At 65.7% G+C, this 14,273-nt stretch carries 13 protein-coding genes and 1 pseudogene; 9 read left to right on the top strand and 5 right to left on the bottom strand.

Annotated elements, in window-relative coordinates; translation table 11 throughout:
- The first annotated feature begins 89 nt into the window (after positions 1-89).
- From ACGGKE_RS01140 to ACGGKE_RS01105, 8 genes are all read left to right on the top strand, one after another.
- Positions 90-512: a MucR family transcriptional regulator gene (locus tag ACGGKE_RS01140; RefSeq protein WP_394439345.1), complete on the top strand. Its 423-nt coding sequence runs from the start codon at positions 90-92 to the stop codon at positions 510-512.
- Positions 513-636: 124 nt separating this feature from the next.
- Positions 637-1,059, top strand: coding sequence for a Fur family transcriptional regulator (locus tag ACGGKE_RS01135; protein ID WP_017184208.1), 423 nt, complete (start codon positions 637-639; stop codon positions 1,057-1,059).
- Positions 1,060-1,063: 4 nt separating this feature from the next.
- A complete protein-coding gene (locus tag ACGGKE_RS01130) occupies positions 1,064-1,822 on the top strand; it encodes a lysophospholipid acyltransferase family protein (RefSeq protein ID WP_394441646.1) in 759 nt (252 codons plus the stop codon).
- A 9-nt stretch (positions 1,823-1,831) separates the two neighbouring features.
- Positions 1,832-3,196: a tRNA (N6-isopentenyl adenosine(37)-C2)-methylthiotransferase MiaB gene (gene miaB / locus ACGGKE_RS01125; protein WP_394439343.1), complete on the top strand. Its 1,365-nt coding sequence runs from the start codon at positions 1,832-1,834 to the stop codon at positions 3,194-3,196.
- A gap of 122 nt (positions 3,197-3,318) precedes the next feature.
- On the top strand, positions 3,319-4,323 hold the full coding sequence (locus ACGGKE_RS01120) for a PhoH family protein (protein ID WP_394439341.1): 1,005 nt from the start codon (positions 3,319-3,321) through the stop codon (positions 4,321-4,323).
- Positions 4,324-4,419: 96 nt separating this feature from the next.
- Positions 4,420-4,929, top strand: coding sequence for an rRNA maturation RNase YbeY (ybeY, locus tag ACGGKE_RS01115; RefSeq protein ID WP_394439339.1), 510 nt, complete (start codon positions 4,420-4,422; stop codon positions 4,927-4,929).
- Between the two features lie 74 nt (positions 4,930-5,003).
- Entirely contained in the window at positions 5,004-5,939 is a 936-nt protein-coding gene (locus ACGGKE_RS01110) for a hemolysin family protein (protein ID WP_394439337.1), read from the top strand.
- Between the two features lie 89 nt (positions 5,940-6,028).
- Positions 6,029-7,513 (top strand): DUF2142 domain-containing protein, encoded by a 1,485-nt coding sequence (locus ACGGKE_RS01105; RefSeq protein WP_394439335.1) that lies wholly within the window; start codon positions 6,029-6,031, stop codon positions 7,511-7,513.
- A 48-nt stretch (positions 7,514-7,561) separates the two neighbouring features.
- Here the strand turns inward: ACGGKE_RS01105 and ACGGKE_RS01100 are convergent.
- The 4 genes and pseudogenes from ACGGKE_RS01100 to ACGGKE_RS01085 form a co-directional block, all read right to left on the bottom strand.
- Positions 7,562-7,816, bottom strand: a pseudogene (locus ACGGKE_RS01100) (phosphatase PAP2 family protein); the annotation flags it as partial.
- 289 nt (positions 7,817-8,105) lie between these two features.
- Positions 8,106-9,503 (bottom strand): dihydrolipoyl dehydrogenase, encoded by a 1,398-nt coding sequence (gene lpdA, locus ACGGKE_RS01095; RefSeq protein WP_394439333.1) that lies wholly within the window; start codon positions 9,501-9,503, stop codon positions 8,106-8,108.
- Between the two features lie 16 nt (positions 9,504-9,519).
- A complete protein-coding gene (locus tag ACGGKE_RS01090) occupies positions 9,520-9,921 on the bottom strand; it encodes an acyl-CoA thioesterase (protein WP_394439331.1) in 402 nt (133 codons plus the stop codon).
- Complete coding sequence (locus ACGGKE_RS01085; protein WP_394439329.1) at positions 9,921-11,213, bottom strand: pyruvate dehydrogenase complex dihydrolipoamide acetyltransferase; 1,293 nt, start codon at positions 11,211-11,213, stop codon at positions 9,921-9,923. The genes ACGGKE_RS01090 and ACGGKE_RS01085 overlap by 1 nt, the downstream gene beginning before the upstream one ends.
- 186 nt (positions 11,214-11,399) lie before the next feature.
- On the opposite strand from ACGGKE_RS01085, the gene ACGGKE_RS01080 reads away from it, so the two are divergent.
- The gene (locus tag ACGGKE_RS01080; protein ID WP_394439327.1) at positions 11,400-11,855 is read left to right on the top strand and encodes a universal stress protein; all 456 of its coding nucleotides are present in this window, start codon (positions 11,400-11,402) and stop codon (positions 11,853-11,855) included.
- A 73-nt stretch (positions 11,856-11,928) separates the two neighbouring features.
- On the opposite strand, the gene rnr is transcribed toward ACGGKE_RS01080, so the two are convergent.
- On the bottom strand, positions 11,929-14,229 hold the full coding sequence (gene rnr, locus ACGGKE_RS01075) for a ribonuclease R (RefSeq protein ID WP_394439325.1): 2,301 nt from the start codon (positions 14,227-14,229) through the stop codon (positions 11,929-11,931).
- Positions 14,230-14,273: the final 44 nt, after the last annotated feature.

The following is a 14,273-nucleotide window of genomic DNA, read 5'->3' as shown; positions in this document are numbered from 1 at the left end:
CTTGTCACGCCTAGGCGGTGCAGTGCCGCTCCTGAAAATATTCTGTCGGGCGGGTCGCATCACAATATAGCTTGGCAGGAAACAGGATAATGGACACCGAATCCGCTCAGAACGAACTGCTCATCACGCTGACCTCGGATATTGTTGCAGCGCATGTCTCCAACAATAGCGTTGCCGTCTCGGATGTGTCGACGCTGATCCAGAATGTTCATGCAGCTCTCGCCGCCCTCAACGAGCCGGTCGAAACGCCCGAAGCGCGGCCCGAACCGGCTGTGTCGGTGCGCGCGTCGATCAAGCCCGACTATATCGTCTGCCTGGAGGACGGTAAGAAGCTCAAGATGCTCAAGCGCCACCTGATGACTCATTATCAGATGACGCCGGAAGATTATCGCGCGAAATGGGGTCTGCCCGCCGACTATCCGATGGTCGCGCCCAATTATGCCGAACAGCGCCGCAACCTCGCCAAGAAGATTGGCCTTGGCACCAAGCGTCGTCGCACCCGCGGCAAATAATCGCGCATTATCCTCCTCGGGTCGACTGGAAAGGGGCGCATCGGCCGATGCGCCCCTTTCCTGCATGGGCAAAAGCCGCTAGGCTTTGTCCGACTTTTCGCATGAAGCCAGTAAGCGAGCCTGCATGAACCGCAAAATTGACGTCGAAGCCCTTTGCCACGAAAAGGGGCTGCGCATCACCGAACAGCGCCGGGTGATCGCCCAGGTTCTGAGCGACGCCACCGATCATCCCGACGTCGAGGAACTGCACAAGCGCTCCGCGGCCATCGATCCCGGCATTTCCATCGCGACCGTGTACCGCACCGTCCGCCTGTTCGAGGAAGCGGGCATCCTGGAGCGCCATGACTTCGGCGACGGCCGCGCCCGTTACGAAGCAGCGCCGGAATCGCATCACGACCATCTGATCGACGTCGAAACCGGCAATGTCATCGAGTTCGTCGATCCGGAACTGGAACAGCTGCAGAAGCAAATCGCCGAAAAGCTGGGCTTCCGGCTGGTCGATCACCGTATGGAGCTGTACGGCGTCGCCCTCGACCGCAAGAACTGACTATCTGGCGCCGCTGCGACGCGCGGGTAGGCTGGCGGCGCTGGCCGGCAGCCTGCTGCTGTGCCTCGTCCCGCATCTCGCCTGCCGCCTGCTTGGCCGGCGCTCGCCTTGGCCGCCTCGCTTTCTCGGACTCGCCGCGCGATCCGTAGGGGCGCGGGTGCGGGTGGAGGGGCGCCCGGCCGAGGGTGACATTTTCCTGCTCGCCAATCATGTCAGCTGGCTCGACATATTGGCGCTGGGGGGCGCGACCGGCGCTGCCTTCGTATCGCAGGATGGCGTCGCGCGCTGGCCCGTGGTCGGATGGCTCGCTGCGCAGAACAACACACTGTTCGTGTCGCGCGAGCGGCGCGGCGGCTTGTCACGGCAGATCGACGCCCTGCGCACAGCGATGCTGGGGCACCAGCCGGTCGCGCTTTTCCCCGAAGGGACGACCAGCGACGGCACGGGCCTGCTGCCCTTCAAGCCCACCTTGCTCGCCGTGCTGTTGCCGCCGCCGCGCCCGGTCCTGATCCAGCCCATCCATATCGACTATGGCTCCGCCGCGCCGGACATCGCATGGGTGGGCGAGGAACCCGCGCGCCACAATGTCATGCGCATCCTGGGCCGCAAGGGCGCGCTGCCGGTGACGATCCGCTTCCTTGCCCCCTTCGACCCTGCCGATTGCGCCGATCGCAAGGCCATCGCCGCGCTGGCGCGTGAAAGGATCGCTGAGAGCATCGCCGCGCATCAGCGCTCTTCCGCTCCCCCGCTGCCCCCTGTATAGCTGGCCTGCATGAATCGTAACGACACCCCGCAAAATTCGGCAAAGACTGCGCCAGCGACTTTCCACGTCAAATCCTTTGGCTGTCAGATGAACGTCTATGATGGCGAGCGCATGGCCGAAATGCTGGGCACGCAGGGCATGACCGCCGCCGCGGACGGCGCGGAGGCCGACCTCGTCATCCTCAACACCTGCCACATTCGCGAAAAGGCGGTGGACAAGGTCTATTCCGACATCGGCCGCCTGACGCGCGAGGATGGCAGCCGCCCGATGATCGCCGTCGCCGGCTGTGTCGCCCAGGCGGAGGGCGGCGAGATCCAGCGCCGCGCGCGCAATGTCGACATCGTCGTCGGGCCGCAGGCCTATCACCGCCTGCCCGACCTGATCGGCAAGGTCGGACGCGGCGAAGCGGCGGTCGACACCGACATGCCGCTCGCCTCCAAGTTCGGCGCGCTGCCCGCGCGCACGAAACAGGCGCGTCCCACCGCCTTCCTCACCATCATGGAAGGCTGCGACAAATTCTGCACCTATTGCGTGGTCCCCTATACGCGCGGCGCCGAAACCAGCCGGAGCTGGAGCGCCATCCTCGATGAGGCCAAGGCGCTGGTCGATGGCGGCGCGCGTGAGATCACGCTGCTCGGCCAGAATGTGAACGCCTGGACCGGCGAGGATGACAAGGGCCGGATGCAGGGCATGGATGGCCTGGTCCGCGAATTGGCGAAGATCACCGAGCTGCGCCGCATCCGTTACACCACTAGCCATCCCAACGACATGAGCGACGGCCTGATCGCCGCGCATGGCGAAATCGACAAGCTGATGCCGTTCCTCCATCTGCCGGTGCAGGCGGGCAACGACCGCATCCTCAAGGCGATGAACCGCAGCCACAGCGCCGACAGCTATCTGCGCATCATCGAGCGAGTGCGGCAGGCCCGGCCTGACGTCGCCCTGTCTGGCGACTTCATCGTCGGTTTCCCCGGCGAAACGGATGCGGAGTTCGAGGATACGCTGCGCATCGTCGAGCAAGTGCGCTATGCGCAATGCTATTCCTTCAAATATAGCCCGCGCCCGGGCACTCCTGCGGCCGACATGGATCATCAAATCCCCGCCGCGGTGATGGACGAACGGCTCGCGCGCCTGCAGGCGCTGCTCAACCGGCAGCAGGCGGACTTCAATGCGGCGACGGTCGGGCGCACGACCGACATCCTGCTCGAGCGCAAGGGGCGTCATCCCGGCCAGCTGATCGGCAAGTCGCCCTGGCTCCAATCCGTTGTCGTGACCGCCCCGGACCTCAGCATCGGCGACATGATCGACGTCGACATCATCAGCGCCGGCCCGAACAGCCTGGCCGGCGACTTAACCAGGAGGAAGGCCGCTTGATCTCAAAATCCGTCGATCCCGCAGAAGCGGGAGCCCGTTTCCCATCCGCTCCGCCAGCGTCGGGGCAAGGGTCAGGGTCGCTCGGAGGAACGAGCGGGACGGGCAGAGAGGGAGGTCGCTGAATGTCGAAAAAACCGCATCATCATGCGCGCGCCGATGCGGCCGAGCGCGCGCGGCTGGAAGTCACGTTCGATCGTCCGCACCTGCTTGGCGCCCTGTTCGGGCAATATGATCAAAATCTGGTCGCGATCGAAAATCGCCTTGGCGTCTACATCGCCGCGCGCGGCAACAAGCTGCAGATCGAGGGCGAGGCCGAAGCCGCCGCCCGCGCCCGCGACGTCATGACCGGCCTCTACAATCGCATCGTCGCGGGTCAGGAAATCGACGCCGGCGCGGTGGAGGCCGTCATCGCCATGTCGTCCGAACCCACATTGGATGGCATCATTCGCCATGACGTCGCCGAACCGCCCAAGGTGATGATCCGCACGCGCAAGAAGACGATCGTCCCCCGTTCGGCGACGCAGGTCACCTATATGGAGGCGCTCAACCGCAACGACATCATCTTCGCGCTGGGTCCGGCGGGCACAGGCAAGACCTATCTCGCCGTCGCCCAGGCGGTGAGCCAGCTCATCACCGGCAGCGTCGATCGCCTCATCCTGTCACGTCCGGCCGTGGAAGCGGGCGAGCGCCTCGGCTTCCTGCCCGGCGACATGAAGGACAAGGTCGATCCCTATCTGCGCCCGATCTACGACGCGCTTTACGATACGCTGCCCGCCGAACAGGTCGAGCGACGCATCGCGTCGGGCGAGATCGAAATCGCGCCGCTCGCCTTCATGCGCGGCCGTACGCTCGCCAACGCCTTCATCGTGCTGGACGAAGCGCAGAACACCACCATCGCCCAGATGAAGATGTTCCTCACGCGGTTCGGCGAAGGCAGTCGCATGGTGATCTGCGGCGATCCCAAGCAGGTCGACTTGCCGCAACCGGGCGTATCCGGCCTTGCCGACGCCGTGGCGCGGCTGGCAGGGGTGGAGGGCATCGCCATGGTGCCTTTCGGCGTCGGCGACGTGGTCCGCCACCCGGTGGTTGGTCGCATCGTCCAGGCCTATGAGGGCCCGGATGCCTGATCAGCGCTATAATGCATCCGCCCTCGGCGTGCCGCAACGGGAAGCCGGGCGGCGCAAGGCTGCGACGTCGCTCAACCCCTACCGAATGGCGGCATCATGATCGAAGTCGCCCTGTTGCATGAGGATGGCTGGCCTGGCGCCGACTGGGAACTGATCGCCCAGCGCGCGGTCAGCACGGCCATTGCGCACAGCCCCTATGCCGCCTTCGCCAGTGATGCGACCCTCTACGAGGTCGCGGTCAAGCTGACGTCGAATGAGGAAGTCCATGCCCTCAATCGCGCCTATCGCGACAAGGACAAGCCGACGAATGTCCTGTCCTTCCCGATGGTCCAGGACGATCTGCTGGAAGTCACCGCCAACACCGATGATGGTGAGGTGCTGCTGGGCGACATCGTTCTGGCAGAAGGCGTATGCGCCGCCGAAGCCGCCGAAAAGGGCATCAGCATCGCCGATCATGCCACGCATCTGATCGTTCACGGGACTTTTCATTTGCTCGGATATGACCATATGGACGACAATGAGGCCGAAGCTATGGAAGCGCTGGAGATCGCCGCGCTGGCGTCGCTGGGCTTGGCCGATCCCTATGGGGATCGCGAGGATATTTGATGGCGCTTTTTTCCAAGCTGGCCGGGTAGCGGGCGGACTTGAAACGGCGCTGAAACAGGGGACTAGGACGATCGATGGCTGAGGGCAGCCCCAAGGACGGCAACGCTTCGAAAGAGGCGGACAGTAGCAGCGAGGGCGGTTTATGGAGCGGCATCAAGTCGCTCCTGTTCGGCGAGAATGAGGAAACCAGCCTCCGCAAGGAGCTGGAGGAAGCACTCGACGAATATGACGAGGAAGAACAGGAAGATCACCCGCCGGTAAAGGGGGACCTGTCCGCAATCGAGCGGCAGATGCTGCGCAACTTGCTGCATTTTTCGGAGCATACGGTCGACGATGTCGCCGTACCCCGCTCCGACATTATCGCCATCGAGGAGAAGGCAAGTTTCGCCGATCTTGCGGCGCTGTTCGCCGAAGCCGGCCACAGCCGCATTCCCGTCTATCGCGAAAATCTCGATACGATCGTGGGCATGATCCACATTCGCGACGCCTTCGCCATCATGGCGGGCAAGGCGCCGGTGCCCGATACGCTCGCACCATTGATCCGCCAACCCCTCTATGTGCCCGAAAGCATGGGCGCACTCGACCTGCTCGCCGAAATGCGCGCCAAGCGCACCCACCTCGCGATCGTCCTTGACGAATATTCCGGCACCGAGGGTTTGTTGACCTTCGAGGATCTGGTCGAGGAGATTGTCGGCGACGTCGAGGACGAACATGACGATGCGCCCGAAGCGATGCTGGTGCCGCTGGACGAGGGGCTGTGGGATGCCGACGCGCGCGCAGAACTGGACGATGTCGCGCGGGACATTGACGCGCGGCTTGGTGACGTCGAGGAAGATGTCGACACGCTGGGCGGCCTCGCTTTCGTGCTCGCCGGTCGCGTTCCCGAAGTGGGCGAGATATTGGAGCATCCCGAAAGCGGCTGGAAACTGGAAGTCACCGCCAGCGACAGCCGCCGCGTCAGCCGCCTGCGGCTCCATCCCCCCGTGGAGCAGGTTGCCGAAGCGGAATAGCGCGGCCGCACGGCAACGTCCCGGCGGCGAAGATCGGTCGCCGGGCCACAGTCGCGAAATGTTAAGCCGGTCGGGCTAAGCCGTTGGCGATGCGGAACGAGAGACAGAGATTTTCAGGCCCGTCGCGCGCCGACATGCTGTTGGCGACGCCGTGGAGCGGCCTGGAACGGCTGCTCTTCGCCGCCATCTGCACAGCGACCCTCTTCTTCGCGCTCGTCACGCCACCCTTTCAGGCGCCCGACGAAAACCAACATTATATGAAGGCGCTGAGCCTGACCGAAGACAAGTTGCTGACCGAGCAGCGGGGCGCCGCGATCGGCGCCGAACTGCCGCGCGCCGCCCTGGCCATCCATGCGGAGGACTTCCCGACCGACGTTCCGCCGCGTCCTCGCCAATTCCACGCGGAGCAATTGGCAAGGAGCGCCGCCGCCGATGCTGTACGTCCGGGCCGCGCCTTCGCCGATTTTCCCAATGTCGCTAGCTACGCGCCGAGTCTCTACGCCCCCGGTGCGGCCGGCCTGGCGGTGGGCGGCGTCGTTGGCCTGCCGGCGCTCGGCAGCTTCTATCTTGGTCGCCTGGTCAATGCGCTCGCCGGCCTGGCGCTGCTGCTGGCTGCCCTGCGCCTGCTGCCCTTGGGCCGCAATGCCTTGCTGGCGACCGCCTTGCTGCCGACTTTCGTCTATCAGACGGGATCGCTGTCGCCTGACGCCGTCATCAATGGCCTCGGCTTTCTGGGTTTGGCGCTCGCGCTGCGCACCGCGTTCATGCGTCCAGCGCCCCTGTCGTCGGCGGCGCTGCTCGTGACTGGCCCGCTGCTGGCGCTGTGCAAGGGCGTCTATCTGCCGCTGATGGCCGCAGGGGTGCGCTGGCGGGGCCTCCGCGACGCGCGTCTATGGCTGATCCTGGGCGCGATGACGCTGGGCGTGGTCGCATTCATCGGCTGGATGCACTATTCGGGCGGCAGCCAGGCGCTCTACCATATCCAGTCGCGCAAGACCGGCGAGACGATGATGACCGCGCCGCTGCGCGATCAACTGGCCGTCATCCTGGCCGACCCTGTCTCCTTCATCCGCATCCTCGCCACCAGCGTGATCGAGCGCGCGCCGGTCTACGCGCTTCAGATCGTCGGCCGCTTCGGCTGGAACGCGATCCTGCTGCCGTTGCTTGCCTACCCTCTCGCGTTGCTGATGCTGGGCGCGGGTATCGCCTGCGGGTCGGGCGCGCGCTTCGGCATCGGTCAGCGCCTCTGGTGGCTCGCCATCGCCGCAGGAGTCGCGCTGCTCATTGAAACCGCCATGTATCTGACCGGCACGCCGCTGGGCGCCGATTATATCCAGGGAACGCAGGGCCGCTATTTCCTGCCCGTCCTGCCGCTTGTCCTGCTGGCGCTGTCGCCGGCGCGCGGCGTGGCCGGGGCGCAGCGGCTGCTGGCCTGCGCCGCCATCCCACTATTGCTGATCGCGGCCGCGTGCGTGCTCGACAGTTTCTGGATCCATGGCTTCGTCACCGCCGACGGCATGCCGCCTCATGACAGCATCACCCGCGCGCTGCTCCTCCCCTCCCCGCGCTGGTAGCCACACCGCGCAGAAAGCCAGCCAGCCCAGCCCCTCGATCCAGCCAGCCAGCACGTCGCTTGGCCAATGCACGCCCAGCCAGACACGGCTGATGCCGATCAGCAGGATCATCGTCGCGGCCAGGGTGTGCGCGACGCGCCCGCCCGCCAGCAGCGCCAGCGCGCCAAAGAACATCATATTGCCCGCCGCATGGCCGCTCGGAAAGCTGTAGCTGTGGACGATGTCCAGATGCGGCAGCAGGTCGGGACGCGGCGCGGCATAGATTTGCTTCAGCCCCAGGTTCAGCAATGTGCCGCCCGCCATCATCCCCGCCAGCCACGCGGCCGAGCGGCGATGCCCCGCCCATAGCAGCGGCGCCAGAACCAGCGCCAGCAGCGTGATGCGCCCCAATGTGCCGCCGATCGCCGACGCCAGCCGCATCACCATCGTCACCGTTCCGCCCGGGCCGGTTTCGCGCCCCTCGCCCGCCAGCGTCATCAATCCGACATTGACGCCCTCAAGCCAGCCTGCCCGCTGCGCCAGCGCGATCAGCAGCACGCAAAAAAGCGCGAGAGACAAAGCCCCCGCGCCCTTCGCCAGTGATATCCGCCGATCAGATATGGAGCGCGCGCCCATAAGCGGCCAGCACGCTTTCGTGCATCGATTCCGAAATGGTCGGATGCGGGAAAACCGTGTGCATCAGTTCCGCCTCGGTGGTCTCCAGCGTCTTGCCGATGGTGTAGCCCTGGATCATCTCGGTCACTTCCGCGCCGATCATGTGGGCGCCCAGCAATTCCCCGGTCTTGGCGTCGAACACGGTCTTGGTGAAGCCTTCCGCCTCGCCCAGCGCGATCGCCTTGCCATTGCCGATGAAGGGGAACATGCCGACCTTCACGTCATAGCCCGCTTCCTTCGCCTTGGCTTCGGTGAGGCCGACGCTGGCGATCTGCGGATGGCAATAGGTGCAGCCCGGGATGTTGCGCGCATCCATGGCGTGGGGATGCTTGCCGGCGATGGCTTCGGCGGCGATCACGCCCTCATGGCTCGCCTTGTGCGCCAGCCACGGCGGCGCGGTGATGTCGCCGATCGCCCACAGCCCCTCGACATTGGTGCGGCACATCTCGTCGGTCTTGAGGAAGCCGCGATCGTCCACCGCGACGCCCAGTTCCTTCAGGCCGATGTCGGCGGTATTGGGAACGATGCCGATGGCGACGATCATATGGCTGAACTCGGCGGCGCTTTCCTTGCCGGCCTTGTCCTTGAGCTTGGCCGACACGCCCTTGTCCGTGACCTTGATGTCGCTGACGCCCGCGCCGGTCATGATGGTCATGCCCTGCTTCTTGAGCGCCTTTTCCAGGAAGGCGGATACGTCCGCATCCTCCACCGGCACGATGCGGTCCATCATCTCGACGACCGTAACGTCCGCGCCCATGTCATTGTAGAAGCTGGCGAATTCGATGCCGATCGCGCCGGAACCGATGACCAGCAGCTTGGTCGGCATTTCCGGCGGGGTCATCGCGTGGCGGTAGGTCCACACCCGCTTGCCATCGGCCGGCGTGCCAGGCAGGTCGCGCGCGCGCGCGCCGGTGGCCAGGATGATGTTCTTGGCGGTCAGTTCCTCGGTCTTGCCGTCCTTGGTGACGCTGAGCTTGCCCTTCCCGGTCAGCTTGCCATCGCCCATGTGAACGGTGATCTTGTTCTTCTTCATCAGGTGCGTGACGCCCTGATTGAGCTGCTTGGCGACGCCGCGCGAGCGCTTCACCACGGCGGCGATGTCGGCGCTGATCTTCTCGGCGGCCAGGCCATAATCGCCGGCATGCTGCATATAATGGTAGATTTCAGCCGACCGCAGCAGCGCCTTGGTGGGGATGCAACCCCAGTTGAGGCAGATGCCGCCCAGATTCTCGCGCTCGACGATGGCGGTCTTGAGCCCCAGCTGGGCGGCGCGGATCGCGGCGACATAGCCGCCGGGGCCGGAGCCCAGAACGATGAGATCGTAATTCTCAGCCATGATCAGTCTCTCTAATCTATTCCGCCGGAAGCGGCGGCACGGAACGGGGCTGGCGATCTTCGCCGATCGCCACGAAAGTAAAGGTCGCGCGGGTCACGCGATAGCTGCGGTCGTCATGCCGGGTCCGCCGCCAGGCCTCGACATCGATCTTCATCGACGTGCGGCCGACCGATTTCAGGGTCGCGAACACGGATACCTCGTCACCGACGACGACAGGCCGCAGGAAGGTCATGCCCTCCACCGCGATCGTCACGGCGCGGCCGTGGCTGTATCGGGCCGCGACCGAACCGGCCGCCGAATCCATCAGGCTCATCAGCCAGCCGCCGAAAATATCCCCATAGGGATTGGTGTCGGCGGGCATGGCGATGATGCGTACTGCCGGGCTGGCTTCCGGCGGCTGTTCGTCCGGGTGGCCCATCAGGCGAGCAGGCCCATCGGGTTCTCGATCAGCTCCTTGAACACCTGCATCAGGCGGGCGCCATCCGCCCCGTCGATGGCGCGATGGTCGAAGCTGCCGGTTGCCGACATGACGGTCGCGATCTGCACCGCGTCCTCGACGATATAGGGCCGCTTCTCACCCGCGCCGATCGCCATGATCATGGCCTGCGGGGGATTGATAACCGCTTCGAACTGCTTGATGCCGAACATGCCCATGTTCGACAGCGACGCGGTGCCGCCCTGATATTCCTCGGGCTTCAGCTTGCCGTCCTTGGCGCGGCTGGCAAGGTCCTTCATCGCGGTGGAAATGGCGGCGACGCCCTTGCTGTCGGCTTCGGTCACGATGGGCGTGATGAGGCCGCCGGGAATCGAGACGGCGACCGAAATGTCGGCGCGCTTGAACTGGAGCATCTGGTCGCCTGCGAACTGCACATTGCATTCGGGCACCTGCACCAGCGCGACGCCCAGCGCCTTGATCAGCAGATCATTGACCGACAGCTTGACCTTGCGGCTTTCCAGGCCGGCATTCAGTTCCGCGCGCAGCTTCAGCAGCTTGTCGAGCTGAATGTCCACGGTCAGGTAGATGTGCGGCACCTGCTGCTTGGACTCGGTCAGGCGGCGCGCGATCGTCTTGCGCATGCCATTGAGCTTGATGACCTCGTGCGGGATGCCGAAATCCTGTGCGGCGGCCGCGACCGGCGCGGGAGCCGGCGCGGCGGCGGCAGCGGCTGCGGGTGCAGCGGCGGCGGCGGGTGCAGCGCCGGGCTGCGCGGCCTCTATATCGGCCTTGATGATGCGCCCGTTGGTGCCGCTGCCCTTGACGCTTGCCAGGTCGATGCCCTTGGCTTCGGCCAGGCGACGCGCGAGCGGGCTCGCCTTGACGCGATCACCCGATGCCGGCGCGGCGACGGGCTTCTCCGGAACGGCGTCGGCCTTGGCCGCGGGCGCAGCCTCCGCCTTTTCCGGCACCGGATCGGCCTTGGGCGCGGGCGCATCGGCGCCGCCGGCGGCAGCCGCGGCGATATCCTCGCCTTCCTCGGCGATGATCGCGATCACGGTGCCGACCTTCACGCCCTCGCTGCCTTCCGACACCAGGATCTTGGCGACGACGCCCTCATCGACCGCTTCGAATTCCATCGTCGCCTTGTCGGTCTCGATCTCCGCCAGCAGGTCGCCGGACGAGACGGTATCGCCTTCCTTGACCAGCCACTTGGCCAGCGTGCCTTCCTCCATCGTGGGCGAAAGGGCGGGCATCTGGATCTTCTTGCTCATGCGTGCGGGGCCTCTTCTTGATTATCCGGCGGTCGCCATTTGCCGCCGTGTTTCCACCCATTCGCCGGATCGGTCAAGCAGCGGCTTGCGCAGACGTCATTTATACCCCACATTTCACCTGACTGGTTCGTTGACGTCTTCTTCCCGACCGTCACGGCCATAAGTTCAACGCGGGGGCGATTAAAAATGCGGACATATCTGGTCGTTGTGGACGAATCGCCGGAGGCGGAAACCGCCCTCCGCTTTGCCGCCCGGCGCGCCGCGAAGACCGGCGGCGCGGTGCGCATCCTCGCCCTCATCCCGCCCGCCGAGTTCGTGCAGTGGGGCGGCGTCCAAGCGACGATGGAGGATGAAGCGCTGCAACGCGCCGAGGCGCTGGTCACCAGCGCGGCGGGAACGCTGAGCGACGAATCCGGCATCCGCCCCAGCATCACCGTGCGCCAGGGCGATGCCGTGGCTGTCGTCCGCAAGACGCTGGAGGAAATGGACGATGTCGCCGCGCTGGTGCTGGGCGCAGCGGCGAGCGGCAATCCGGGCAAGCTCGTCACGCATTTCGCTGGCGCGGATGCCGGCAAGCTGCCCTGCCCGATCATGGTCATTCCCGGCGGACTCGACGCCGACGCGATCGACCGGCTGAGTTGATAGAGACTGCCACGCGCATTCAGTGACGCAATCCGCGTGCGGGCGACTTGCCACGCGGGCGCAGTGCGGCGGTTCAGCGCTTATGCTTGCCCCGCTTCGATCCCATATGCCGGATGTTGGTCGGCCGGCCCCGCTTGATTCCGGGGCGGGTCCGGTCGCGCTTCACTGGTCCCCCGCGGGGAGCCGGCGAGTCGGGCAGCTCGAAGCGCAGTGAGCCGTTGATCGGGTCTGCCTCCGCCAGTCGCAGCTCCAGCCGCTGCCCCACCGTGTAGCGATCGCCGCTCTCGACGCCCTGCAGGGCCTTGCCCGCTTCGTCATAGAAGAAATGCTCGGCGCCCATCGTCGAAACCGGCACCAGCCCGTCGCCGCCCAATCCCTCCACCGTCGCGAAAAAGCCGAAATTCTGCACGCCCGTGATGCGCGCCGGCATCACCTCGCCGACATGCGCCGCCAGATAGGCCGCGACATAGCGGTCGATCGTTTCCCGCTCGGCCTCCATCGCGCGCCGCTCATGGCCCGAGATCATCTCGCCGACACGGCCCATATTCTCATAATCGTCCTGGCTCAGCGAGGAGCGGTCCGGAACGTCCTTCCCCTTGGGCGCGGGCAGTTCCAGCCCATAGGCGCCCACCAGCGCCCGGTGCACCAGCAGGTCGGCATAGCGACGGATCGGCGACGTGAAATGCGCGTAGCTGCCCAGCGCCAGCCCGAAATGCCCCATATTCTGCGGCGCATAATAGGCCTGGGTCTGGCTGCGCAGGATCATCTCCATGATCTGCGGCTTTTCCTCCGCCTCGCCGATCTTCGCGATCAGCTGGTTGAAGGTGGAGGGCTTGACCACCTGCCCCAGCGCGAAACTGATGTCGAAGGTGGCGAGATAATCCTTGAGCGCCACCAGCTTGTCGCGGCTGGGCGGCTCGTGAACGCGATACATGACCGGCGCCTTCTTCGCTTCCAGCGCCTTGGCGGCAGCGACGTTGGCCGCGATCATATAATCCTCGATCAGCATATGCGCGTCGAGCCGCTCGCGCACCGCGACGCTGACGATCTTGCCCATCTCGTCCAGCACCACGCGCCGCTCGGGCAGGTCAAGCGCCAGCGGGTCGCGCGCCTGCCGCGCCTTGCGCAGCAGCGCCCAGCACGCCCAGAGCGGCTTCAGCGCCGGTTCCAGCAAGCCATTGTCCTTGGTCCCGTCGATCGCCGCTTGCGCATCTTCATAGGCGAGCACCGCCGCCACGCGGATCACCGCCCGCGTGAAGCGCCACGCCGTCACCTTGCCCTGGGCGTTGATGGTGAGGTGGCATGCCATCGCCGCCCGGTCCTCGCCCGCCCGCAGCGAGCACATGTCCGACGAAAGCTGGTGCGGCAGCATCGGCACGACCAAGTCGGGGAAATAGACGCTGTTGCCCCGCTTGCGCGCTTCCTTGTCGAGCGCGCTGCCGGGCCGCACATAATAGCTGACGTCGGCGATCGCGACGATCGCCTTGTAACCGCCGGGATTGGCCTCATCCTCGTCCGGCGCGGCCCAGACCGCATCGTCATGATCGCGCGCATCGACCGGATCGATCGCGACGATCGGCAGATGCCGCAGATCCTCGCGCTTGTCCGCGTGCAGCGGCAGGCTGGCGACGGCCAGCGCTTCCTCCTCGACCCGCTCCGGGAAGACATGGGGAATGCCATGTTTGTGGATCGCGATCAGGCTGAAGCTGCGCGGCGCGAAGGGATCGCCCAATATGTCGGTCACTCGCGCGGAGATGCGCGGCGGGCGGCCATGCGGCTCCGCCAGCACCAGGTCGCCCGGCCTCGCCTCGCCCGCGTCGCTGATCGGCGTATCCTTGCGGATGCGCTTGTCGACCGGGCGCAGCCACAGCTTGCCGTCCGCCATTTCCTCGACCACGCCCAGCAATTCCTCGCTGGCCTTGGCGAGCTTCTTCATCGGGTGCGCGATCCAGCCGCGTCCTGCTTCCTCGGTGCGCGCAAGGATGCGGTCGCCGATCGTCAGCGCCCCCCGCTTGCCTCGCTCCACCACGCGCAGCCGTGGCGCGGGCTGGCCCTCCGCTTCCCAGCGTTCGGGCGTGGCGATCAGCACCATGTCGTCGACATCGACGATGCGCAGCACCGTCACCTTGGGCACGCCGCCCATCTTGTGAAAGGCGCGCGCCGGGCCGATGTCGATCAGCCCCTCATCCGCCATGTCCTTCAACAGCGCCTTGAGCGCGATCTTTTCCTGGCCCTTGAGGCCGAAGGCCTTGGCGATCTCGCGCTTGCCGGCGGGCGTGTCGGCATCCGCGATGAAGTCCATCACCTGTTCGCGGGTCGGCAGGCCAGCGGGGCGGACCTTGGCGGGTTTCTTCTGTTTCTGGTTGGAAGCCATCAATCAGCTATAGGGACGCGCGGTGCGCAGCGCCAGTGCCGCCG

This window comes from Sphingobium naphthae (assembly GCF_043589935.1).
Lineage (GTDB): Bacteria > Pseudomonadota > Alphaproteobacteria > Sphingomonadales > Sphingomonadaceae > Sphingobium > Sphingobium naphthae_A.
The sequence above is the reverse complement of the archived record's forward strand: the minus strand, read 5'-3'. Positions and strand labels throughout refer to the sequence as shown.

Excerpts from the sequence above, each read along its gene's own strand:
- ACGGKE_RS01140 (WP_394439345.1), top strand. The coding sequence starts at position 90 with ATGGACACCGAATCCGCTCAGAACGAACTGCTCATCACGCTGACCTCG.
- ACGGKE_RS01135 (WP_017184208.1), top strand. The coding sequence starts at position 637 with ATGAACCGCAAAATTGACGTCGAAGCCCTTTGCCACGAAAAGGGGCTG.
- miaB (WP_394439343.1), top strand. The coding sequence starts at position 1,832 with ATGAATCGTAACGACACCCCGCAAAATTCGGCAAAGACTGCGCCAGCG.
- ACGGKE_RS01120 (WP_394439341.1), top strand. The coding sequence starts at position 3,319 with ATGTCGAAAAAACCGCATCATCATGCGCGCGCCGATGCGGCCGAGCGC.
- ybeY (WP_394439339.1), top strand. The coding sequence starts at position 4,420 with ATGATCGAAGTCGCCCTGTTGCATGAGGATGGCTGGCCTGGCGCCGAC.
- ACGGKE_RS01110 (WP_394439337.1), top strand. The coding sequence starts at position 5,004 with ATGGCTGAGGGCAGCCCCAAGGACGGCAACGCTTCGAAAGAGGCGGAC.
- ACGGKE_RS01105 (WP_394439335.1), top strand. The coding sequence starts at position 6,029 with ATGCGGAACGAGAGACAGAGATTTTCAGGCCCGTCGCGCGCCGACATG.
- lpdA (WP_394439333.1), bottom strand. The coding sequence starts at position 9,503 with ATGGCTGAGAATTACGATCTCATCGTTCTGGGCTCCGGCCCCGGCGGC.
- ACGGKE_RS01090 (WP_394439331.1), bottom strand. The coding sequence starts at position 9,921 with ATGGGCCACCCGGACGAACAGCCGCCGGAAGCCAGCCCGGCAGTACGC.
- ACGGKE_RS01085 (WP_394439329.1), bottom strand. The coding sequence starts at position 11,213 with ATGAGCAAGAAGATCCAGATGCCCGCCCTTTCGCCCACGATGGAGGAA.
- ACGGKE_RS01080 (WP_394439327.1), top strand. The coding sequence starts at position 11,400 with ATGCGGACATATCTGGTCGTTGTGGACGAATCGCCGGAGGCGGAAACC.
- rnr (WP_394439325.1), bottom strand. The coding sequence starts at position 14,229 with ATGGCTTCCAACCAGAAACAGAAGAAACCCGCCAAGGTCCGCCCCGCT.